Origin of the sequence: Agreia pratensis (assembly GCF_900177685.1) — a bacterium.
GTDB classification, from domain to species: Bacteria; Actinomycetota; Actinomycetes; order Actinomycetales; family Microbacteriaceae; genus Agreia; species Agreia pratensis.
Window position 1 is genome coordinate 116,996 of record NZ_FXAY01000002.1, and the last position, 21,700, is coordinate 138,695.

Consider the following 21,700-nt stretch of genomic DNA (forward strand, 5'->3'; position numbering starts at 1 on the left):
GTCCCGCATCCTCAAGTTCGACCAGTTGCGGCTACCCAACCGTGAGGATAGTGAGGCGCTATCGGGTGCTTAGCAGGTATACCGTTAGCGGCCTAGATTGCCGGGGTCTTCTCTGTTCTGTTGGAGCATCGCACGCAAAACCCGCCCTTTCCGCTTTGATCTCGGTTGTATCAATCCAGACACCGAAGACGTCGACCCTGCTCGGATCAGCCGAGCGCCTGGGCGACCCGTCGAACTTCAGCCTTGCGGCCGGCCAGGAGGGCATCGATCGGAGCGACACCCAGGGAGTCATCTACTTCGAGTAGCCACTGCATTGACTCCTCGGGAGAGAATCTCATGTCCTGGAGCACAAGTAGCGTGCCGCGGAGCTCGGGCATAGGCTCGCCGTTTTGGATGAATACATCGGGGATTACGAGCGCCTTGTCTCGACGCACCGCAAGGAGGTGGTGCTCCTCGATCAGTTTTCGCACACGACCCGGAGTAGACGAGAGTCGTTCGGACACGTCTGGGATGGTCAGCCAGGTTCTGGCGGGGGCAGTTTCACTCATGTGCCAAGCCTGCCACGCCCGGAGGCCCGCCGTCACCTTCACGATCCGGACGAATGAACTGGCCGCTTGCTTTCATCCAAAGTGCAGCGTATTCGAGCCGCATCCGGATTCGTGGACGGCTGAGTCGGGAATATCCACTCATGTGCCGTATGCCTTGTAGGTAGGAGCGGCGCATGAATCTACATATTGCGATGAGCCCAATATTAGCTTGAAGATGTTCCTGCCGCGATATCGGCCCGAACATGGGCCACAGTGCGCGCGATATCGGCCCGAACATGGGCCACAGTGCGGTTGAAGCTGGAATCCACGCACCAAAACTGCCAATCAGCTATGGCGCCGCCTCCTTGCAGGAAGCGAACTGCCCCGCTCAGGGTGGCGCAGGTGACTCCGTTCATGAGAAGAGTGCCCTTCGAATTGGCAGTGGCTGTCTTGCCTCGATGCGCTGCTGAGGTTGGGCGAAGACGTTGCGCCTGACGGCGATACAGATATACAGACGACATCGTCGCCACGCTCCTTCCCGCCTGAGTGTGCTCTCCAGCGAGCTTTATGCGCTGAACTCCGCGAAGCGCCTGGCGAGTGACTCGCGCGCCGGGCGCTCACTTGGTCGCTTCGGAAGTGTCAATTTCTGGCCGTGCATATCCTGCAGCCCATGACGCAACATCGGGCCATCAACCTCGATAAGGAGCTCGCGGTCGATCCTCACCTCGTAGTCCGGTGTGATGCCGAGGAGGTTGCGATCGTATGCGGCGTGATGAATCTTGCAGAGTGCCAGTCCGTTGGTGACCCTGGCCATGCCGTCGGCATCGGAATCCGCGATGATGTGTGCGGCATCCAATAGATCGGCATGTTTCAGGTGACAGATCGAGCACGTTGTCACGTACGCCCGCATAACACGCGCCCGAAAAAGTGGTTGATGCAGACGAGTTCTTACGAGCTTTTCGGCGTAGCTGCGTTCATCGCTATCAAGATTCAGCGGGTCCTTCACGAAGTGGAGCGAGGGGTCTAGCGAGATCAGAAACTGGCGTCTCTCCTGATCATCGGCCTCAACGTAGACCGGGTAGTAGGGAACGAATGCCCCTGGCCTAACAGCGTGGAGGTAGAGGAGTGGTGCTCTGGTTTCGAACGCCCGGCGGAGCTTCTTGTTGTCGCCACCCTCACGAGATTGGTAGGAGTAGTGAACGAAGCCGTCGGATGTGAATGAGTCGGCGTATGGGCTCTTGATGCTCGTCAAGATCGACAACGTCGACTCGAAGTCGGCGGGATTTCGGATGCCTCGGGCCGTGTCTACGAGCGGGATGTTCTCGGTTCCGAATGTGTAGTTTCGGAGCTCCTCGCGCGTGACCTCAGATGCGCCCGTCGCGAGCTTCTGATCGAGCCAGCGGAAGACGTCCTGTCGGATCAGTTCTTCTTCAATGGCGCTTCTGTTCATACGACGTCCCTCGACCGTTCTAGGTCAGGCTATCTGACAGTGGTTGAAACGGGTTCGAGGAGAAACAGGCATGAGTTGGTCTCGTACGCCTTCAACTGGGCGGTAACTTCAAGGTTCGTGCCAATGCCGATCGTGTCGGGAACTGAGCCTATGAAGTGTAGATCGTTCGTCGTATTCTCATCCCGAAACTGGAATGCAGGCCCAGTGCCCGTGGTCTGGCTGTAATCTCCGGCGCCAATGAGAATGTCGTATCTCGTGGTGGCAGACCCGTGGGGTGTCAGATCTTGGATGTTTCCAGGAAAGGAAATCGTCCTGCCGTTGTACGCTCCGGCAAAAGCGGCGATTGATGGGTCGCAGTAGTCGGTCAAAGCCAGGACGGCCGCCAGCTCTGCGTTGTTTTCGGGTGTAAGTATCTGGTTTTCAGGTTGTTGCGAACTATCGCCTTTGGACGGCTCGACTGACGGCGACGGGCTTGGCGTTTGCGATGCGAGACTCTGCTCGCTGGCTGGAGTCTTTGCCGGGGGCGTGTTCCGTTCTCCAATGATCCCGAGAACGATGACGACAGCGATGACCGCTGCTAGTCCGCCGCCCCCCGCGGTCCAGAGGAGCCAGCGAGTTTTCGGCTTGGGCCGTCGGAACGATAATTCCGTACGCAATCGCCCGGGTTGTTGCGAGACAAGTTCCCAGCCTTCTGACTCCAGTTTTGCAATGGTCCGCGATTCCAGCCCTCGAATAGCGTGGACGGTCCTCGTCTCAAACTTAACGTCGGTGGTCGTCAAAGCGAGTCCCACGACGGTCCTGCCGCAGTGGCAGATCGAACGTCGGCCATCGTGCGGGTGTAGTGGGGATCGACGCACCAGAATTGCCAACCCGCAATAGCGCCGCCTCCTTGCAGGAAGCGAGCTGCCCCGCTCAAGGTGGCGTAGGTGACTCCATCCATGAGGAGAGTGCCGTCAGAATTGACGATGGCCGTCTTGCCTCGATGCGCTGCAGGTTTGGCGTAAAGAGTGCTTCCCGCCGTCACCGCGCCTGCGCGAACGAGGTCGACTACCTCGGTTCGATACTGGGCGCGTTCGACCGCCGCGTCGCTCGAGCCGCGGTGGCCGTCGGGGACCGGCCAAATCGAAGCGATGGCCTCGATCATGTCGTCTGTACGGTCCCGAATGTCAGATTCTGTCCATGCATAGGGATGTTCGTGGACGACATCGCGAGTAAGGAGGAGCGTGTCGTGGCGAATCAGCGCGGCGCGCTTACCGTTGTCGCCGACCCATGCCGCATTCGAGAGTCGTGCATTCAAGCTCTGAGTGACGAGGGTGAGATTCCCAAGTAAATGAATGGACGAGTCACGGTCCTCCTCGTTGGCCTGTTCGGGCGAGGCATTCCAGTTGGCGCGCCACTCCTGAGGCATGATGTGCTCGATCGTGCAGATTCCGCGGGGCACGGGTGACACGGAAAAGGTACGCTCATCTTGGAAACCCCGATAGCGGTCCTCGATCGCCTCAAGCACCATCCGGAGCCGACCTTTTCGCAATCGCTTATAGGCCTTAAGCTCCATGATCTCTCGGCGGAGTTCGGCATCTCCGGGCCAGTAGCCCGTGCCGGATGCTTGAGCGGCGAGGAATCCTTCGGCCGCGTCACCGATCGACACATCGACGCCTCGTTTTGTCAGGGCCACGAGGAGGTCAACTAGCAGTCGATTGTTGCCCTTGGACTGGGCACGGACGAGAGCCCTGCGGACGAACCAGGATTCCAGTATGGCTAAAAGCCGTGTCTGCTCCTCGGGTTCTATGTTTGCTTGTTCGGGCTCTCCGAGCCAGATCAGAAGTGGCTTGGCGACCTCAGAATCCAGGGTGCTCATTCGATAGACGAAGAGATCGAGCCTGCTGAGCGATCCATCTCGGGTCGCGGCACGTTCCGTGAATAGCCGATATCGATCAGCCGCGGCCCGTAGCTCCTTGAGCAGAGTCAACACGTCGTTCTCTGACGCCGCTACGTAGCGTTTGAACTGCGCGAACACTTCGCGTGCGGGGACATCTCTCAACGTTCGCGCCGTCAACCATTGGGTGAGAAAGAGCGCACTTCGTGCGTAGCGGATGCGGCCAGCTGTAACTTCCGCTTCCCAGAATGGTGTTTCGAAGTCGGACCAGTATTTCTGGTATGCGCGCTCAGTCTCGACCTCGTCGCCCTCGAAGCGTTGAAAGACGAAGTTCTTGATCAGGTCTGCTGCAGTCAGTGGCGTTCCTCGGGCGTTGAGGGTTTCGAATATCTCCTGGGCGTCCTCCGTTGCGAGCAGTTGAATCGAGACGATCTGGAGGCGGGTGGTGATCGTCGGTACGAGTGTCGCCGCCCGTGTAAGGGTGTCCTCGGGATTTTCATCGAGCCACTCTGCGATCGAAGTCGAAAAGTACTCGTGCGCCTCCGCCAGACGGCCCGGAGGCAAGGTGGTGTAGCCGACCGGAGTGGATGCTGACATGGCTGCAGCAAAGACCTCCCGGTCTCGATTTGTAGGCCATACCTTGAACCGATCGTCCGGTCCAAGACGGAACGCCTCCGGGTTCTCGACAAGAGTCTCCACCTGACCAGCCAGGCCAGACAAGCCCCGGCTCTCTAGCTGACCGTGCAGTGCGTCGAGAAGGATTTGCAGAGTCGTGAGCCGCTGCTGACCGTCGATGACCGTGTATTGGGGGAGGCCACCGAGAGCCGTGGGCTGCCCCTGAAGAACGACGGCTCCGAGGAAGTGCGTTGCCTGCCCGTCACCGGCTTCTATCGTCTCGACCAACCGGGTGATGTCGTTCCACAGCGGTTCCCACTGCTGTTCCTTAGACCACACGTAGGGCCGCTGGAAGAGCGGGACGATGAGGCGCTGAGGATTGAAGAAGACTTGCTGAGGTGAGGTGACCTGGGTGAGCATGGGACGGATTCCTTACAGCGTCGTGAGGGACGGTCGTGATCTTTCCTCACCCTAGAGGACGTCATGATGGCGGAGTCGGCGAATGCGAATGAGTAGTTCGTTAGGGAACGAGGAACTGGCGGGCGAGATCGAGTGGCAGGTACCGGTTAAAACCCGCGCCTGTGCCCCCAGCCCGGATGTGTTTCCGGCTGAAGTCTCCGTTGATGACTTCGGCGGGGATCAGATATCGGTCGACCGACAAATTCCCTTCAACCTGGATGCTCTGGCCGGCTACCGTCACATCGGTCGATCCTGTGACCACCCCGATGCCGTAATGCGAGACCCCCGCCCTGACTTCTGGAGCCGGCCGATTCGAACCCATATACCCAAGCGCAGAGACTTTCTCGTCGCCTCCGAGCAGTACGTCGTGCACAAACCCCACCTTGGCGTCAATGGTGAGGCCGTCGCCGCGGACGTCGACGAGCTTGCGATTCCCACCCTGCCACAGCGTTGTCTCGTCTCTCTCCCACATCAGCCCGGCGAATGCCGCCTCGACTATGACAGATTCAAATTCAGATCGATTGCGCCAAATGGACGGCTTCATGAAGGATGCGTCTTTCAACTTGTGGTTCGTGAGGTTCTCGCGGCCGGAAAGCCACCGGCCTATTGAGCAGAGGTCAGAACTGCATGCGCATCTGTTGACCAGCGCTGGTTGAGGTTGTCTGCGAACCTCATGCTCACGATCTGAAAACCCGCTGCGTTCATGTAGGGCTGGAGCTTTCCGTCGTAATGCTCGACGCCCACCGGGAACTTCCATAGGAACTGGCCGTGCGGGTCGTATGCGATGAAGTACCTGCCCGGAGGAAGGATCTCGAGTCGGATGGGACGATCGGTCTGGCGACCTCCGAATTGCACCGTGAGTTCAATGTCATGAAATGTCGAGCCCGAGGTGTTCGAGACCACAGCGCCCAGAGGTTTCGGCGTCTTAGTGATGTCGCTGACAGTCCAGGCGGTCAGGCCGGTGGCTTGGGCTTTCGACTCGCGGGCCTCCTCGGTCATGCGCAGTTTCTTGTCAGCGAGAAACTGGAGAGCGGCGAATATTACGGCACCCGCCGTGATCCAAGTGGGCAAGTCACCCAGCCACTGATTCTGGTCCATTCGGAGTCCTTTCGAGCGTCCCCTAACGGTCCGATGGTAGTTGGGCTCGGATGCCAAAGTCGGGCCACGAGTGGACTCAGGGTCTCAACGAGGGCGACCTAATTCGGGTATTTCGAGCCGACTTGCAAGCAATCAACCTGATGCTCTCAACGGTTTGTGCCTGGGCGTTGGTGGTTGTTTGCGCGTGAAGTCCGGTGCTTAGTTGTTTGACCTACGCCGATCCGCTCTCCACAAGCTCAATCGAAACCCACCTCTCTCGCCCAACTCCTTCGCCAGCAACCCGCGCAACCATTAGCGTCACAGATCGTCATCGACCGCCCACAGCCCAAATGACTAGGGTGCCGTTATGACGGAGAGGCGGCGCACAATGGCGAAGCGCTCCCGACCCATCGTGGCCGCCACCCTCGCAGCCATCCTCGCCCTCACAGCATCCGGCTGCTCGCTCCTCAAGCCACAGCCGCCCGGCGTCGTCTCAAGCGCCGTCGACCATGCCGTTACCGAGCTGCGCTCGACGGCGGGCGTCGCATCCGTCACCTCGAATGTCACGCCCTACGACCTTATGGATGGCGGCCCGCTCTCGAATGCCTCGGCTTGGTACGCGAGCATCTCGGTCGAGACGAAGTCGAATGCAGCTGACCTGCCTGGGTTGGCGGATGCAGTGGCGGATCGCATAGATGCGGTCAAGCGGATCGTGCCAGTGGACGGCCAGCTGCACCTTTCTATCGGAGCGCACGGAGTCGGCACCACGATCTCGCTCCCTGTCGACGGCGGAAGTTCCGATGCGCCTCCGGCGAGCCAGCTCGTTACGACGGCCGAGCAGATTGCCTCGATCGATTCCGTCTCGTCAATCGAACTGGGCCGGTTGCACAACCCGACCTCGATCGGGGTGGCGAGTTCGACCGATGTTCCCGCGGCAGCAACCGCCGTGCGCCAGCTGCCTGACTTTGGGGTCGGCGACCTCGCCTCTGTGACGGTGCTCTACTCGGCCAGCGACGAACCACACAACACGACCAGGGTGACGATGGATGCCGCATCTCCTTCGCCCGAGATTCTCGGCCTCATCGGGAGGCTGACTGCAGAGCCGGGCGTCGCATCCGTCTTCTTCACCGGTGTGCAGCCGACCGACGGGCAGCAGTTTGGAGCGGACGGGTCAGGATGGCGGCCCGCCCTGTCGGTCGGCGTCAACGACGAGCAGACTCAGGCGACGGTGGCCTCGGAGCTGGAGGCGTTTGCAGATCCGCAGGCTCTCGACGCCGCGATGCCCCGGTCATCCTTCGACGTCACGGTGTATCCCGAAGACATGTCACGCGTAAATGTCGACGGCTTCGTGGGGCTGCCTGCCGGGTCGCCGGCTCCCGACGATGCGCGCAAGCCAACGCCTTCGCCCGCTCCGGCGCCACCGCCCCCTCCTCCCGCACCAGAGACGCCCGACGAGCAGGCCGCGCGGGTGGCGAACGACCAGGTCGCCATCGCCCAGTTATTGGATGCCGCGGGCGACATCGCCGGAATCCGCGGCACCCCGACGATCCAGACGGTCGCATGCCAGGCCGAGGGGATCGATTCGGGCCTGCGGGTGGAGGGGTCGGTCGTGATTCCGGTCTTCGAGGTCGCGAAAACCGCCGACGCGGCCTACGCCGCCATCACGGACTCATGGAAGGCCGCGGGGATGTCGCCGGCGGGCGGTGCGATGGGCCGACTTGCTTTCGGCACTGCATCGACGACCGCGCCAGTGCAACAGACGACCATTCGCGGCACGGCCGACGGGCTGAGCATCACGGCACAGGGGCGGTGCTGAGTGCACAGTGGTCGGTGATCTCGATACGCGTCGGCCGCGGGCGGCCTTCGGCTACTCGATCAGCGCCTAGCGTCGGGCGGCCTTTAGCTACTCGATCAGCGCGCTGGGCGCCTAGTGGCGCATCTGCCGTTCGCGCGCCAGCTCCACCACGATGCCTCGCACATCGCCCGGATTGGCCGCGTCGTACCAGAGGCGTGTCTCTTGGCCGTCGACCACGGGGTCGCTCTGCTCGATCACCATGGTCTTCTGCACCCAGCGTTGGGTCCCCTGCCGGTCGACGAAGGTGAAGGTGACGGTCGTCAGAATGCGTGGGCTCTCGCGAAAGAAGTCGTAGCCCTTGTTGCTGACGGTGGCGGCGGTGAGGGTTCCGGTGCGCATCGTGCGTTCGTCGCGTGAGCTCTGTCGCCGTCGACTGATCGCCGCGACCAGGCCGAGCACGAGAAAGAGCACCCCGAGTGCGAGAAGCGCAGCGGCGATCATCGCTGCCAGTGGGGGAGAGCCACTCGGCTGCGCGACGATGAGCAGACCGGTTCCGCCGCCGATGAACCACGCTGCGAGACCGTAGCCGATGCCGACGTCAGCTCTCTTCATTACCGTCCACGACCATCCGATCGACCCGAGGATGGTGATCATCAGCCCGACAATCGCGCCGACGATCGACTGCCACGGCGGTTCGCCCATGCCGTCGAACAGTCCGAAGCCGCCCCATCCGTAGCCGAGACCGAAGCCGCCGCCCAGCAGAACGATGAGCAGAAAGATGACCCGGCCGAGGCTGGGGCGTCGCGGCGTGCGTTGAATTCGGGCGAGTGAAGGATCGACGGTGCTCATGGGGCCTCCTGCTGCCACATTATCGCGCTGCAATTCAGGATCAATCGTGGTCTGAGTGCCTTTTCGCGCTCGGTGCCCCGGTCGAGCCTGAGTTGGAGCGCAGGCCTACGCCGAGGTGTGCAGGTAGACCCGACGGGGTGGCTGTTTACCAACCTGAAAGTCCGGCGTGATGCGCCAACCTCACGGTGCCAATTTTAGTTAGACGATCGTATGATCAACCGTCGCGCCACCGGGGCGCTTCTCGCGACCCTCGTGCGAGGGTAAAGAAGGAGATCAACGTGAACAGTTCCATCAAACGTTCGGGGGTAGCCGCGGTGCTGCTTCTCGCTGCCTCTATGGCGGTGGTTCCCGCGGCCGGCGCGACGGCCGCGACCACCGATTCCCATGCAACGGTGAACTACGTCGCCCTCGGTGACTCGTACGCCGCAGGCCAGGGATTGGCGACGCCGACCGGGCAGCCGGCCGCTGGCTGCAACCAGACCGCTGAGGACTACCCGCACCAGCTGGCCGCCAAGCTGGGCTACAACCTCACCGACATGACGTGCTCCGGCGCAGTCACAGAGAACATCAGCAAGAACCCGCAGTCCGTTACGGATGCATCCGGTGCGGCGACGTCCATCCCGGTTCAGGCATCCGCCCTCAACGCCAGCACGAACATCGTGACCGTGACCATCGGCGGCAACGACGCGGGCTTCGCCCCGGTGATCCGGTCGTGCGTCGCCACGTCGGCAGACGGGCCGGTCGCCGGAAGCAACCAAGACTTCAAAGACCCGAACTGCACAGAGCAGTACATGAAGAAGGGCGTCGACACACTATCGAAGAACATCGCCGACAAGGTGGCGCGACACCTCGAGTCGACGTTCAAGACCATCAAGAAGGCGGCCCCGAACGCTCAGATCTTCGTGGTCGGCTACCCGTCGTTGTTCCCGGATGCCGCCAGCACCCCTGCAGCGGGCTGCTATACCGACCTGGGAACAGAGCCCTCCTCTGTCTCGTTCACCGCGACCGATGTCGCATACCTGCACTCCGTTGAGGTGCAGCTGAACCAGACGATTGCCGAGCAGGCAGCTGACGCGGGTGTGACGTTCGTCGACAACCTGCCCGCGAGTGTCTCGCACAGCATGTGCCCGCAGGGACCGAGCTCGTACATCAACGGCATCGCGTTCAACAGCGCTGATACGGGCCCCCTGGTGAACCCGGCGTCGCTGCACCCCAACCTCGTGGGAGCGACCTTCCTGGCGACGCAGACGTACGACGCGATCACCGCAGCCGGGTACTAAGAACCCGCCATCGTCGGGGCTCGGATGGGATCTCCGACCCCCGACGATGGCGGCCCCGCCGCTATGGTGAATGCGTGACACGTCCTCTCTGGCTGACGACCGTTCTCGTACTCGCGTTGGCGACGCTGACCGGATGCTCCGCGGGAGTCGGCAACGCTCCCTCGGCTACTGGTGAGCCCAGCAAGACACCTGCGGCGAGCGCTTCACCCTCGGCAACTGATGATCCGGAGGCATCCGGCGCCCAAACCGGAGGCCGCGCCGCCGCGCTGCCGAGAAACTGCGAGTCGATCTACAGCCCGGCATACCTCGACAAGCTCGGATCGACACCGGGCATCGCCCTCAACCCTGAGTGGACGGCCACCCCGGGGCAAGCCACCTTGGGCTCTACCGAGCCGGCTCTGATCGATTTGCTCAAGACCAAAGAGCGGCTGGACTGCTTCTGGGTGTCGCCGGGCGGCGGCAGCGGTAGCGGGCTGGCCACATCCATCAGCCTCACCGATGGCGACGAGGAATCAGTTCTGCTCTCGGACATGACGGCAGCCGGATTCACTTGCTCCCCGCAGCGCGCAGGCATTCGCTGCGAGATCGACCGCACCGATGATTATGCGTCGTGGGGAGAGACGCACTTCATCGGGGGAGGCCTGTGGATCGCCACGTCGTACGTCGAATTCGCGCCAGTCGGCTACACAGACGACATCGTGGCCACGCTCTTTCCCTCCTGAGCGGCTGACTGACGGAGCAGCCGCCCCTAGGCCGAATCGCGCTGCACGAGCTCGATCGGGATCCACGTCTCGCGCTCGACCGCTTCGCCCGCGATCAGCTGCAGCAGCGCCTTCACCATCTCCGCGCCCTTCTCTGACGTGTGCAGGTCGACCGTCGTGAGCTGCGGCTTCGTGTCGGTCGAGAAGGAGTTGTTGTCGATCGTGCTGATGGCAACGTCGCCCGGTACAGAGAGTCCGTGCTCCCGCAGAACAGACAGGGCACCCGACGCCATCTGGGCCGAGGCGACGAAGAGGCCGTCGAACGGAAGTCCGCGGGCGAGCAAGCGCTCGACTGCTGCCGCTCCGCTGGCCGGGGTGTAGTCGCCCTCTTCGACCAGTTCGAGAGCAGATTCGGAGGCGGAGCCTGACGCGAGCCCCGCCGCCTCGAGCGTGGAACGCCACCCCGCCAAGCGGTCCCGCGCGGCCGTCGCAGCGAGAGGCCCAGTGATCGTCGCTATGCGCGTGCGCCCGCGATCAACCAGGTGCTGCGTCGCAATCGCCGCTGCCGCGACGTTGTCGACATCGACCGTGTGCGCCTCGAACTCGAGGTCGTCGACGGGTCGCACTCCGAAGACCACAGGCAGTGAGCGCGACAGCTCGAGGTAGGTGGCCGACGAGCTGTGGTGCGACAGCAGCAGGGCTCCGTCGACACTTCCACTCTGCAGAAAGCGGTGCGTCTTCTCGGCGTCTGCCTCGCTCTCGATGAGCAGCGTGAGCGTGTAGTCGGTCGTCGACGCATACATGGCCGCGCCCTGAATCACCTCGGCGAAGTAGGGGTCGGCGAAGAACGCCGCCGTGCGCTCCGGAATCACCATCGCGATCATCTGGGTGCGGCGACGCACGAGGTTGCGGGCGGCGCGGTTGGGCACGTAGTGCAGCTGCGCGATCGCCGCGTTCACCCGCGTGATCGCTTGCTCTGTGACCCGGGGTGATCCGTTGATCACGCGCGACGCCGTCGACTTCGAGACGCCCGCCAGAGCGGCCACCGCCTCGAGGGTCGCGACCGCAGGAGCGGTCGACACCTCACGCACAGCACGCTCAACGCGGGGGATGTCGGTCGTCACGTGGGTGCCCTGCGATCTGTCTGGCGAAACAAGAATAAGAAGCGCGAACGCCCGCGCCTTGCATCACTTTATTGGCTTTTCGTCAGTTTCAAACGAGGGCTGCTTATTCGGGAATCGTGTGCGAACGGATGAGCTTCGACAGCCACCGCCCGCTGTCTTTCACCGTGCGCTGCTGCGTCGCGTAGTCCACGTGCACGATGCCGAACCTCTTGCTATAGCCATAGCCCCACTCGAAGTTGTCGAGCAGTGACCACACGAGATACCCGCGCAGATCGACCCCCCGCGACATCGCCCGATGGGCCGCGGTGAAGTGCCGCCGCAGATAGTCGAGCCGCTCAGCATCATGCACCCGAGCGCCGTCGACGCCGCCGTTCAAACCGCCGCCGTCGCCACCCACGACCTCATCATCAAAAGCCGCACCGTTCTCGGTGATCATCAGCGGCAGCTCCGGAAACTGCGAGCTCAGCGACACCAGCAACTCCTCGAGACCGTCCGGGGCGATGTTCCAGCCCATCGCGGTGAACGGCCCATCCTGCGTGAGAAATTCGACATCGAGGCTGCCCGGCCAAGGCGACCCACCGACATCCTTGTGCCCGTCGGCGTTCTCGCGCGGCGACGTGCCGTTCCACATGCGCACCCTCGCCGTGGAGTAGTAGTTGACGCCCAGAAAGTCGAGCGGCTGGTGAATGATCGCGGCGTCTCCCGCGCGCACGAACGACCAGTCGGTGACCTCGGCGGTGTCGGCGATCAGATCGGCCGGGTAGCCGCCCGCCAGCATCGGCCCGGTGAACGACCGGTTGGCCAGCGCATCGATACGCCGGATGGCCTGCGGCGAGCTCTCGTCGTCTCCACGAAGAACATGGAAGTTCAGCGTGACGGACACCTCGGCGTTCGGCACGACCTCGCGCAGCACCTGCACCGCGAGGCCGTGGGCGAGATTGAGGTGGTGCATCGCGGCAAGGGCGTCGGCCCCGGATGCGCGGCCCGGCGCGTGCGCGCCCGAGCCGTAGCCGAGAAACGCGCTGCACCACGGCTCGTTCAGCGTGGTCCATACCTGCACCCGGTCGCCGAGTTCGCTCGCCACGAGACGGGCGTACTCGGCGAAGCGATAGGCAGTCTCGCGGTTCGTCCACCCGCCCGCATCTTCGAGCGCCTGCGGCAGATCCCAGTGATACAGGGTGGCGATGGGCCGGATGCCGCGGTCGAGCAATCCGTCGACCAGACGACTGTAGAAATCGAGCCCCGCTTCGTTGGCGGCGCCCGAGCCGAGAGGCTGGATGCGCGGCCACGCGATCGAGAACCGATACGCCTCGAGCCCCAGATCGGCCATGAGATCGAGATCGTCTTCGAGCCTGTTGTAGTGGTCGTCGGCCACCTCGCCGGTGTCGCCGTTCACGATCGCGCCGGGCTTTGCACTGAACGTGTCCCAGATCGACGTGCCGCGACCATCGGCGGTGACAGCTCCCTCGATTTGATACGAGGCCGTGGCCGAGCCGATCACGAATGCCGTGTCGAAGACGAGACCGGAATCCCGGTAGTCGGGGTTGCCCTCGGGGCTCTCTCGGGTATCGGGAAGGATGTCGATGGTCATGTCAGCCTTTCACTGCGCCTTGCATGATGCCCGCCACGAGCTGCTTGCCCGCGACGATGAAGAGAATGAGCAGGGGAATCACGCTGAGCACGGCGCCCGCGAGCACCATCGAGTTGTCGGGTGTCTGCCCGCCGCTGGCGCTGAGTGCGGCGAGCGCGGTCTGCACGCTCGGATTGCGCGGGCCGAGCACGAGCAGCGGCCACAAGAAGTCGGTCCACGCGGCCATGAACGTGAAGAGTGCGAGCACGGCCATCGCGGGTCTCGCGGCCGGAACCGCGACGTGCCAGAACGTGCCCCACATGCTCGCGCCATCCATGCGTGCGGCCTCGATGAGCTCATCGGGAATCACGTCGACCAGGTACTGCCGCATGAAGAACACACCGAAGGCGGTCACGAGCCCGGGCACGATCACGGCCTGCAGGGTGCCGATCCAGTGCCACTCCGCCATCAGCATAAAGAGGGGAATGATGCCGAGCTGAGTGGGAATCGCCATGGTCGCGATCACCGCAAGCAGCAGGCCGTTGCTGGCACGAAAGCGCAGCTTGGCGAACGAATAGCCCGCCAGCGTCGAGAAGAACACCACCGAGACGGTGATGGCGCCCGAGATGATGATGCTGTTCGCCAGCGCCTGCCAGAACGGCACCGTGGCGAAGACCTCGGCGGCCTTGTCGAGAAAGTTCGGGCCGGGCACGATGGCCGGGGGCACGAGATTGGTATCGGATGACTGGCGGCTGCCGATGACGAACGACCACCAGAGCGGAAACGCGGAGCCGATGAAGAAGGCGGCGAGCAGCGCATAGCTGAGCATGCCCGGGCGCTCGTAGGCCTTCTTGCGGCGCGACCGGCGCTCGGAGTCGAGAAGCCGGCGCGTCGCATCCGGATCTGCTTTCGGCGTGGTGATGAGCGCGGTCATGACGCCGCTCCTTTCGCTCGCTGCGCGGCCGCGGGGCCGGATGCGATGGGCACCGGTTTCGCGTCGGCCGTGCGGATGGCGCGGGTGATGGCGAAGTTGATGAGCCCGGCCAGAATGATGATGAGGAAGAGGATCCAGGCGGTGGCGGACGCTCGGCCGAAGTCTCGACGGGGGAAGGCCAGCTCGTAGAGGTAGAGCACGATCGTCTGGAACTGGCGGTCGCTGCCGCCGTTGGTGCGGCCGTCGAAGAGCTTCGGTTCGGTAAAGATCTGCAGCCCGCCGATGGTCGACGTGATGACCACGAAGATCAGCGTCGGGCGGATCATGGGAACCGTGATCGACCAGAAGCGACGGATCTTGTTCGCCCCGTCGAGGGCGGCCGATTCATAGACGTCGCGCGGAATCGCCTGCATGGCGGCGAGCAGGATGAGCGCGTTGTAGCCCGTCCAGCGCCAGTTGACCATGCTCGCGATCGCGAAGTGCGAGGGCAGAACGTCGAAGGCCCAACGGATGGGCTCGAGCCCGAACGCCTCGAGGAGCCCGGCGACGGGCCCGTGGTACTGGTTGAAGATCTGCGCGAAGATCACGGCGACGGCGACCGGGGCCACGATGTAGGGCAACAGGATGCTCATGCGCCAGAAGGTCTTGCCGCGCAGCGCCTGATCGAGCAGGGCCGCAAGACCCGTGGCGATGATGAGCTGCGGAATGGCCGAGAGCAGGAAGATGCTGATCGTGTTGCGGAACGCATTCCAGAAGAACGGATCGCTGAGGACCTCGACGTAGTTGTTGAGGCCGACGAAGTCGCCCTGGCCCTTCAGCAGGTGCCAGTCGTAGAGCGAGACGTTCAGCGTGTACGCGATCGGAAAGATGCCGATGAGCGCGAAGAGGATGAAGAACGGCGCAATATAGAGGTAGGGGGAGACCCTGTAGTCGAAGCGGGCGAGCTTCTGCTTGAAGGTCAGGTCGGGCTTCGCCGGTTTCGGTGACCTCGGCGGTGTCGACGGGTGTGACGGTTTCGTCAGGGTGGAGCTGGTCATCTTTGAGCCAATCCGAAAGGCGACGCGGGGTGCAGGTGGTAAGGGAAGGGGCGGCTCGACAGGCCCGCGACAGATGTGCGGTTCATCCGTCGGTCCTGTCGGTCTCGTCGAGCCGCCCCGGGTTGAGCGGGGAAGCTAGCCGACGATCTGGTCGAGCAGCTTCATCGCTTCCTTCCAGGCGGTCTCACCATCGGTGATCTCGCCCTGGCTCACTCGGTCGAAGATCGGCCCGAACACGTTGTCCTGAATGTTCGAGTCCTCCGGTCCCTTGACCTGAGCGATGACGCCCTCCGAGCGGGCAGCGAAGATCTCACCGATGGGAGCGTCATTGAAGAAGGCGCTCTTCGTGTCGGCGACGAGCTTCTGGCCCTCGACGGTGCTCGGGTAGGGTCCTGCCAGTTCGAACGATGCAGCCTGCTGCTCGGGAGCAGCGAGCCAGAGAGCCAGCTTCGCGGCCTCCTTTTTGTGCTCGCTCGACTCGGAAACACCGAGGAAGGCGCCGCCCCAGTTGGCCGATCCGCCGGGAAGAACATCGGCGAAGTCCCATCCGCTGTCGGTGGTTCCCTCGTCGTAGTAGCCCTGCACGATGCCGAGCATCCAGCTCGGGCACATGTACACGGCGTACTTGCCTTCCTTGGCCTCGGGGCCGACGTCCCAGCCGGGCAGGCCCGCGCCGAGTCCGGCCTTCTCTGCATCGACGATCTTCACGAACTGGTCTTTCAGAACGTCGTTGTCTTCGATGTTGAGGGTCTCGCCGTCTTTCTTGTAGTAGCCCTCTTCCTGCTGGTTCACGAAGGAGTTCCAGAAGAATCGGGGGCTGTGATAGAACGCCTTGCCGCTCTTGTCTTTGTACTCCTGGCCCACCTCGAAGAAGCGATCCCACGTGGCGTCTTCGCCGCCGAAGTAGTCGGCGACCGCGGTGCGCTCGCTCGGAAGGCCCGCGGCCTCGAACAGGTCGCCGCGGTAGCAGAGGCCCTGGGGGCCGATGTCGAGACCGGCGCCGATGACCCGGCCGTCGGCATCCGTGCCCTGGGCGTACTTCCAGTCGAGCCACGTGTCTTTCTCGTCTTCGATGCCGTAGTCGCGCAGATCGACGAACGAGTCACTGACCTCGGCGATCGTGCCGAGCCAGCCCTCTTCGATGGCGACGATGTCGCTGAGGCCTGTGCCGGCCGCGATCTTCGCGTAGGCGTCGTCGCGAGCCGCTCCGCCGCCCTCGAGGTTGGTCGCCTCGATGGTGACGTTGGGGTTCTCCTCCATGTACTTCTTGTAGTTGGCGTCGACGCCCATGGTGCCGAACGTGGTGATCGACAGGGTCACCTTGCCGCCGTCACCGCCGTCCGACGAACCGGATGCCGCGCATCCCGTTGCGAGTAATGCCAGTGTTGCGACGCCGGCGACTGACGCGGCGATTTTTCGTCGTGAAGTTTTCACGGTCACTCCTTTGTGTGCGTGGGCAGGGCCAGAGAGCGCTCTCATTCGTGGCCGTTCGCAGGCCGTGGAAGCGTTCCCATGGGTTGCGAGAAACACTAGGTCGCGGTTCGCCGGGAGTCAAGAGTTTTCGTGGAACCGTTCCCACGGATGCGGAATTGTGACCTCGGGGGGCGGTGGTGGGGCGGTGGTGGCGGATGCCCCCAATCGACTCCGTGCTTGTGGCCTGTGCTGCTGCAATTCAGGGGCGATCGGCCGGAGAGGTGGTTTTCGCGCTCGGCCTGCCCCTTTTCCCTGAAATGGAGCGCTGCGCAATACTGAAGAGCGTGATCAGCGCCGTCGAAGTCGAAGAATGTGCCCTCTCGATCGACGATGTCGCCCTGCTCGAGCCGGTCTCCTTCTCGGTAGCGCAGGGCGAGGCGCTCGCGGTCACCGGCTCGAACGGCTCGGGCAAGACGACTCTGCTGCGGATTCTCGCCGGCCTGGCGCGACCGACCTCGGGGGCTGTGCGCATCCACGGGGCGGCTATCGACGAGCGCAGCGCTGCCTTTCGCAAGGCGGTCAGCGGATCGATCGGACGGCCTCCCGTGGCGCGTGACCTCACGCTCGAAGAGCACCTCGCGCTGGTCGCCGCGTCGTGGGGCGAGTCGGTGGATGCCGCACGGAAGCGCGCCGCGGACGAGCTCGAGCGGTGGCAGCTGGGTGCGCTCAGGCGCAGGTTTCCACACGAGCTCTCGTCGGGGCAGTCGCAACTGTTCGCGCTGGCGCTCGCGGTGGTGCGCCCCTATGACGTGCTCGTGCTCGACGAGCCGGAGCAGCGGCTCGACTCCGACCGGCTCGGCGTTGTGGGCGAGGTTCTGCAGAGCGAGATCGCCGAGGGGCGCACGCTGGTGTTCGCGACGCACAGTGCGGTGCTGGCCGATGCGGTGGCGACGCGGTCGATTCGGTTGGGTGGCGTTTTCGCGGGCGGTGGCATAGCTGAGACCGATGGCTCGCGAGCCGACCACCCGGCAGGCGAGGGCTCGTGACCGAGGCGACCACGAGCATCCGGCCAGAGCGCGCGCCGAGAGCCCGCGAGACCGCGGCGGTGCTGCGGGCGGTTCGTGTGATCCGGCGGGCGCGCTCGGAGGGGCGTTCGCGCGGCGACGTGGCCTACGCCGTGTATGCCGGGGTCATGGTCGCCGCGATCGTGGTGGCGCCCATTCTGAGAACCATCGTTCTGTATCTGGCCGAGCCGGCGGCATCCGCTGTGCTCGTGGCGGTGGGCCCCGCCGTCAGCGCAACCGTCTTCGCGCTCGGGTGCGCGGCATTCGTGGCGCTCGGCGGAGTGCGCGGGCCGGCCCTGCTTACGCCGTTTCTGACGCTCGCGGTGGCAGGCAATGGGCATCCGAGGCGGCGCACGATGGCGCGGCCGGTGGTGCGAGCGGTGCTTGCGCTGGCGGTGGCGGGCGCGGCTGCTGCTCTGCTGGTCGCGCTCGTTCTGGTGAGCGTGGGCAGCGCGTCTGTGGGCGGCGCGGTCGCGTTTGCGGGGGCGGGTGCGCTCGTCGGTGTCGTGTGTGGCGGATGCTGGGTGCTCGGTCAGCGCGCGTCGACTGCGGTTCGCGCGGCGATCGTGAGTGGGGTTCTGGCTTCGTGGGCGCTGTGGGCGGCGGCGCCGGGTGTCTCTGCCGTGTTGCCGTGGGGGTGGATCGCAGCGGTGTTCCCCGCGGGCGATGTCTTGTCGCTCGGCCAGAGCTTCGCGCTCGGCGCACTCGGGGTGCTTGCGGCGGCGGCGCTTGCTGCGATTCCGCTGCTGCTCGATGGGCTTCGCGGGCCAGCGCTTCTGGCCCAGGCGCAGCGCTGGCAGGCGGCTGGAACGCTCGCCTTCACGGGGGACCTCGCGATGGCGATGGGGGAGTTCCGGGCGGTGCCGCGGCGCGGGCGCGGGCTAGCGGCTCTAGGGCGCGGCGGCGGTCGTCGTGGCGGTGGCTTGGTGGGGGTGTTCGCGCGGCGCGATCTCGTGGGGTCGCTGCGCACGCCGGCGCGCTTCGTTCTGGCGTGCGCCGGATGCCTCGGGTTCGGTCTGCTGATCGCGGTGGCGGTCGGCGCATCCGGGGTTGCGGTGTGGATCGCGGCCTGCGCGGCGGCGATCGTGGGGTTTCTCGCGCTGGGCGTGTGGAGCGACGGATTCCGGCACGCGGCCGAGGTCGCGTCGGCGCCTCCGCTGTACGGTGTGTCGACGCTGCGTCTGATCGGGTTGCACGCGGTGCTGCCGGTGTTCGGGGGCGTGGTGTTCTCGGCGGTCGGCGTTGTCGTCGGGGCCGTCTTGTCGGGCCTGGCTCCGTGGTCCGTAGCTCCGTGGTCCCTTGCGCTGTGGCATTTTGCTCTGTGGCCGGCGCTTGCCGCGGCTGTGCTGGGTGTGCTGCTGCTCGTTCTCGTGCGGATCTATGACTCGACGAAGGGGCCGTTGCCGCAGGAGCTGATGGCTCCCGTGCCGACGCCGGCGGGTGATGCGTCTGCGCTGGTCGTGGCAGCGTGGCAGGCGGATGCGGTGATTCTCTCGTGCGTTCTGGTGGGGGTGATGGCGGCGAGTGTCGCCGGAGGATCGATCGGGGGAGTGCTGGCGGCCGTGGGCCTCGGCGTTGTCGTGGGATGGATGACTCGGCGGCGGATTCTGGTTCGGTGATCCCGCTCATGCGGGCGGAACGGGCGGGGCGGAACTGGCGGGCCGGAACGTGCGGAACGTGCGAGCCGCACGCGCCGAAGGTTGTGGGGTTGTTGTGCGGCAAAATGCCCCTCTTTGCGCGGGGGAAGGGTCATTTGCTGCACCTCAATGCTGAATCGGGATAGCGCGGCCACGAGGCTGCGCTGCTACCCGTTCGCAGCGGGCTTCAGCTCCTGCGCGAGCATCACGATGATGCCGCTCGGACCTCGCACGTAGGTGAGCTTGTAGATGTCCGCGTAGGTCGCCACCCCGCGAAGCGGGGTGCATCCGTGTTTCGCCGCGATCGCGAGCGACTCGTCGATGTCGTCGACCGAGAAGGCGATGCGGTGCATGCCGATCTCGTTCGGCAGTGTGGGCGTGGTCTCGATGGCGTCGGGGTGGATGTACTCGAAGAGTTCGATGCGGCCGTTGCCGTCGGGGGTCTGCAGCATCGCGATCTTGGCGTGATTTCCGTCGAGGCCCACCGCGGTGTCGGCCCACTCGCCGCTGACCTCGTCGCGGCCGATGACGGTGAGGCCGAGGTCGGTGAAGAAGGCGATCGTCGCGTCGAGGTCGCGCACCGCGATGGCGACGTTTTCGAGTGTGATGGGCATGGTGTCGATGCTAATGAGGGGCAGGTTATGTGGATAGGCGGGTGTGCGCGTGGCTGGGTGACTAGTCCTCCACAGGTGGGCGAATGGGCGGCTTTTCCACAGGTGTATCCCCTGGTAGAGGCTGGTTTGGTGTCTCGAGATCGATGTCGGTGGCTGGTGTTTGAATTCTCATATGGACCTCCTCGACGCATCGATCGGTGACATCGCCGTGCGTCTGCGTGATCTGCTCGCCGAGCAGCGCGGCGCGGCGGCTGCGAGCGCGGTGTCGGGCGACGGGTGGCTCGAGGCGGTGCAGGTGTGGGAAGAGGTCGGGCGGGCCAGCGATGCTGCGCGCGCATGGGTGGCGGCAGAGGTCGAGCACGAGTCGCGTCGTGAACTAGAGGGTTCGGGCCTGGCCTATCGGCACGGGTTCGCGTCGGCCAAGAAGCTGGTTGCGGCCACGGCCAACATCTCTGAACGCACGGCTGGCGCGCGAATGGCCGTCGGGCGGCAGGTGCGCTCGTCGCTATCGCCGACGGGCTTGCCGCTGCCGAGTCGCTTCCCCGCGGTCGAACGTGCGCTCTTCGCTGGCCAGGTCGGGGTCGATGCTGCGTCGATCATCTGCCGCACCCTCTCCGAGGTGGTGTCGCACGTCGCTTGGTCTGAGGCGGTCGACGAGGCCGAGCAGCGCTTGGTCGAGGCGGCCACTGAGACCTTCGGCGAGGCCGACACCGACGGGTTGCTGACGCCTCGCTATACGGTAGAGGAGCTTGCGCGACTCGCCGCGCGCATCCGTGAGCATCTTGACCCCGATGGGGCCGAGCCACGGGATGCCGTCAAGCAGCAGCTGCGCGGGTTCAGCTACCCGAGGGTGGGGGTCGATGGAATGGCTCGCGGTCGCTATGCGCTTCCGCCCCTGCAGTTGGGCGTGTTCCTCGCCGCAGTCGACTCGATTCTGAGTCCGCGCACGGCCGATCCGGATGCGCCGGGCGGGGGTAGCGGTGGAACTGGAGTGGGTGGGGCGGCCGGCTTGAACGGCGCGGGTGACTTGAGTGGCGCGACTGGGCCGAGCGGCTCCGCTGACCCGGAAGGTATCGCGGTCGTCGACTCGCGCACCGCCGAGCAGAAGCTGCTCGATGCGGTCATGGCGCTCATCGAGCTGGCGGCTGCGTCACCCGCGGCATCTCGACTGAACGGGTCGGCGCCGACCATCAACGTGCACGTCACGGCGAGCGACCTCGAAGCGGGTCGCGGCGTCGGCTGGATAGACGGCAGCACCGAGCCGATCCCCATGAGTACGATCCAGATGCTCGGGTGCGATGCAGAGCTGACTGCCACCGTCTTTGGTGCGGCTGGCCAAGTGCTGAGCCAAGGAAAGTCGCAGCGATTGGCGAGTCGCCGACAACGAAGAGCCCTCGCCGCTCGCGACGGGGGCTGCGTGATTCCCGGATGCACGGCGCCGCCATCGCGGTGTCAGGCGCACCATGTCGTTCCGTGGACGAGCAGCAGTTTCCTTGCCGGACGCACAGACATCGACAACCTGGCACTGCTCTGCCCGTTCCATCACGCGACGATCCACACCTCGGCGTGGCAGCTCGTGATGATCGGCGGCAAGCCGCACGTGCGCGAGCCCGGATGGCGCGGTCGGCAGAATCCGGCGCGTGCGGCGGGGCAGCAAAGGGTGGGCGGGCCGTGGTAG

The 21,700-nt window shown here is 64.5% G+C and carries 19 protein-coding genes; 6 read left to right on the plus strand and 13 right to left on the minus strand.

From position 1 onward, the window contains the following. Window positions 1-206: 206 nt before the first annotated feature. The 6 genes from B9Y86_RS05985 to B9Y86_RS06010 form a co-directional block, all read right to left on the minus strand. Window positions 207-548, minus strand: a complete 342-nt coding sequence (locus tag B9Y86_RS05985) for an Rv2175c family DNA-binding protein (RefSeq protein WP_085485247.1) — start codon at window positions 546-548, stop codon at window positions 207-209. 544 nt (window positions 549-1,092) lie between these two features. Next, complete coding sequence (locus tag B9Y86_RS05990) at window positions 1,093-1,977, minus strand: HNH endonuclease (RefSeq protein ID WP_085484046.1); 885 nt, start codon at window positions 1,975-1,977, stop codon at window positions 1,093-1,095. A gap of 29 nt (window positions 1,978-2,006) precedes the next feature. Further along, window positions 2,007-2,756, minus strand: coding sequence for a DUF4839 domain-containing protein (locus B9Y86_RS05995; RefSeq protein WP_176223276.1), 750 nt, complete (start codon window positions 2,754-2,756; stop codon window positions 2,007-2,009). Next, the gene (locus B9Y86_RS06000; protein ID WP_085484050.1) at window positions 2,753-4,888 is read right to left on the minus strand and encodes a GmrSD restriction endonuclease domain-containing protein; all 2,136 of its coding nucleotides are present in this window, start codon (window positions 4,886-4,888) and stop codon (window positions 2,753-2,755) included. Before B9Y86_RS06000 ends, B9Y86_RS05995 begins: the two co-directional genes overlap by 4 nt. 100 nt (window positions 4,889-4,988) lie before the next feature. Continuing rightward, window positions 4,989-5,471 carry a hypothetical protein gene (locus tag B9Y86_RS06005; protein ID WP_085484052.1) on the minus strand — a complete coding sequence of 161 codons (483 nt, stop codon included), beginning with the start codon at window positions 5,469-5,471 and terminating at the stop codon, window positions 4,989-4,991. Window positions 5,472-5,530: 59 nt separating this feature from the next. Continuing rightward, the gene (locus tag B9Y86_RS06010) at window positions 5,531-6,025 is read right to left on the minus strand and encodes a hypothetical protein (RefSeq protein ID WP_085484054.1); all 495 of its coding nucleotides are present in this window, start codon (window positions 6,023-6,025) and stop codon (window positions 5,531-5,533) included. Between the two features lie 367 nt (window positions 6,026-6,392). On the opposite strand from B9Y86_RS06010, the gene B9Y86_RS06015 reads away from it, so the two are divergent. After that, window positions 6,393-7,820, plus strand: coding sequence for a hypothetical protein (locus B9Y86_RS06015; RefSeq protein ID WP_085484056.1), 1,428 nt, complete (start codon window positions 6,393-6,395; stop codon window positions 7,818-7,820). 111 nt (window positions 7,821-7,931) lie between these two features. On the opposite strand, the gene B9Y86_RS06020 is transcribed toward B9Y86_RS06015, so the two are convergent. Beyond that, window positions 7,932-8,648 carry a DUF3592 domain-containing protein gene (locus B9Y86_RS06020; RefSeq protein WP_085484058.1) on the minus strand — a complete coding sequence of 239 codons (717 nt, stop codon included), beginning with the start codon at window positions 8,646-8,648 and terminating at the stop codon, window positions 7,932-7,934. Between the two features lie 278 nt (window positions 8,649-8,926). Between B9Y86_RS06020 and B9Y86_RS06025 the strand changes: the two genes are divergently transcribed. Together B9Y86_RS06025 and B9Y86_RS06030 are read left to right on the plus strand one after the other, a co-directional pair. Further along, window positions 8,927-9,928, plus strand: a complete 1,002-nt coding sequence (locus tag B9Y86_RS06025) for an SGNH/GDSL hydrolase family protein (protein WP_085484060.1) — start codon at window positions 8,927-8,929, stop codon at window positions 9,926-9,928. Window positions 9,929-10,002: 74 nt separating this feature from the next. Further along, entirely contained in the window at window positions 10,003-10,650 is a 648-nt protein-coding gene (locus tag B9Y86_RS06030) for a hypothetical protein (protein ID WP_085484062.1), read from the plus strand. Window positions 10,651-10,676: 26 nt separating this feature from the next. Here the strand turns inward: B9Y86_RS06030 and B9Y86_RS06035 are convergent, their stop codons facing one another. The 5 genes from B9Y86_RS06035 to B9Y86_RS06055 all read right to left on the minus strand — a co-directional run bounded on the left by B9Y86_RS06035 (window position 10,677) and on the right by B9Y86_RS06055 (window position 16,728). Then, a complete protein-coding gene (locus B9Y86_RS06035; RefSeq protein ID WP_244894655.1) occupies window positions 10,677-11,753 on the minus strand; it encodes a LacI family DNA-binding transcriptional regulator in 1,077 nt (358 codons plus the stop codon). Between the two features lie 103 nt (window positions 11,754-11,856). Beyond that, on the minus strand, window positions 11,857-13,344 hold the full coding sequence (locus tag B9Y86_RS06040; RefSeq protein ID WP_085484066.1) for a GH1 family beta-glucosidase: 1,488 nt from the start codon (window positions 13,342-13,344) through the stop codon (window positions 11,857-11,859). A 1-nt stretch (window position 13,345) separates the two neighbouring features. Continuing rightward, the gene (locus B9Y86_RS06045) at window positions 13,346-14,257 is read right to left on the minus strand and encodes a carbohydrate ABC transporter permease (RefSeq protein ID WP_085484068.1); all 912 of its coding nucleotides are present in this window, start codon (window positions 14,255-14,257) and stop codon (window positions 13,346-13,348) included. Then, window positions 14,254-15,294: a carbohydrate ABC transporter permease gene (locus B9Y86_RS06050; RefSeq protein WP_085484070.1), complete on the minus strand. Its 1,041-nt coding sequence runs from the start codon at window positions 15,292-15,294 to the stop codon at window positions 14,254-14,256. The genes B9Y86_RS06045 and B9Y86_RS06050 overlap by 4 nt, the downstream gene beginning before the upstream one ends. Before the next feature lie 135 nt (window positions 15,295-15,429). Further along, window positions 15,430-16,728: an ABC transporter substrate-binding protein gene (locus B9Y86_RS06055; protein ID WP_244894656.1), complete on the minus strand. Its 1,299-nt coding sequence runs from the start codon at window positions 16,726-16,728 to the stop codon at window positions 15,430-15,432. Window positions 16,729-17,051: 323 nt separating this feature from the next. Here B9Y86_RS06055 and B9Y86_RS06060 point away from each other — a divergent pair, with 323 nt between their 5' ends. Both B9Y86_RS06060 and B9Y86_RS06065 read left to right on the plus strand, forming a co-directional pair. Continuing rightward, entirely contained in the window at window positions 17,052-17,753 is a 702-nt protein-coding gene (locus B9Y86_RS06060) for an ABC transporter ATP-binding protein (protein WP_139824772.1), read from the plus strand. Continuing rightward, complete coding sequence (locus tag B9Y86_RS06065) at window positions 17,750-19,390, plus strand: hypothetical protein (RefSeq protein WP_085484076.1); 1,641 nt, start codon at window positions 17,750-17,752, stop codon at window positions 19,388-19,390. Before B9Y86_RS06060 ends, B9Y86_RS06065 begins: the two co-directional genes overlap by 4 nt. A 185-nt stretch (window positions 19,391-19,575) precedes the next feature. On the opposite strand, the gene B9Y86_RS06070 is transcribed toward B9Y86_RS06065, so the two are convergent. Next, on the minus strand, window positions 19,576-20,022 hold the full coding sequence (locus B9Y86_RS06070) for a VOC family protein (protein ID WP_085484078.1): 447 nt from the start codon (window positions 20,020-20,022) through the stop codon (window positions 19,576-19,578). Window positions 20,023-20,194: 172 nt separating this feature from the next. On the opposite strand from B9Y86_RS06070, the gene B9Y86_RS06075 reads away from it, so the two are divergent. Continuing rightward, window positions 20,195-21,700, plus strand: a complete 1,506-nt coding sequence (locus B9Y86_RS06075; protein ID WP_085484080.1) for an HNH endonuclease signature motif containing protein — start codon at window positions 20,195-20,197, stop codon at window positions 21,698-21,700.

Excerpts from the sequence above, each read along its gene's own strand:
- B9Y86_RS06010 (WP_085484054.1), bottom strand. The coding sequence starts at position 6,025 with ATGGACCAGAATCAGTGGCTGGGTGACTTGCCCACTTGGATCACGGCG.
- B9Y86_RS06000 (WP_085484050.1), bottom strand. The coding sequence starts at position 4,888 with ATGCTCACCCAGGTCACCTCACCTCAGCAAGTCTTCTTCAATCCTCAG.
- B9Y86_RS06070 (WP_085484078.1), bottom strand. The coding sequence starts at position 20,022 with ATGCCCATCACACTCGAAAACGTCGCCATCGCGGTGCGCGACCTCGAC.
- B9Y86_RS06050 (WP_085484070.1), bottom strand. The coding sequence starts at position 15,294 with ATGACCAGCTCCACCCTGACGAAACCGTCACACCCGTCGACACCGCCG.
- B9Y86_RS06075 (WP_085484080.1), top strand. The coding sequence starts at position 20,195 with ATGGACCTCCTCGACGCATCGATCGGTGACATCGCCGTGCGTCTGCGT.
- B9Y86_RS06020 (WP_085484058.1), bottom strand. The coding sequence starts at position 8,648 with ATGAGCACCGTCGATCCTTCACTCGCCCGAATTCAACGCACGCCGCGA.
- B9Y86_RS06040 (WP_085484066.1), bottom strand. The coding sequence starts at position 13,344 with ATGACCATCGACATCCTTCCCGATACCCGAGAGAGCCCCGAGGGCAAC.
- B9Y86_RS06015 (WP_085484056.1), top strand. The coding sequence starts at position 6,393 with ATGGCGAAGCGCTCCCGACCCATCGTGGCCGCCACCCTCGCAGCCATC.
- B9Y86_RS05985 (WP_085485247.1), bottom strand. The coding sequence starts at position 548 with ATGAGTGAAACTGCCCCCGCCAGAACCTGGCTGACCATCCCAGACGTG.
- B9Y86_RS06005 (WP_085484052.1), bottom strand. The coding sequence starts at position 5,471 with ATGAAGCCGTCCATTTGGCGCAATCGATCTGAATTTGAATCTGTCATA.
- B9Y86_RS06045 (WP_085484068.1), bottom strand. The coding sequence starts at position 14,257 with ATGACCGCGCTCATCACCACGCCGAAAGCAGATCCGGATGCGACGCGC.
- B9Y86_RS05990 (WP_085484046.1), bottom strand. The coding sequence starts at position 1,977 with ATGAACAGAAGCGCCATTGAAGAAGAACTGATCCGACAGGACGTCTTC.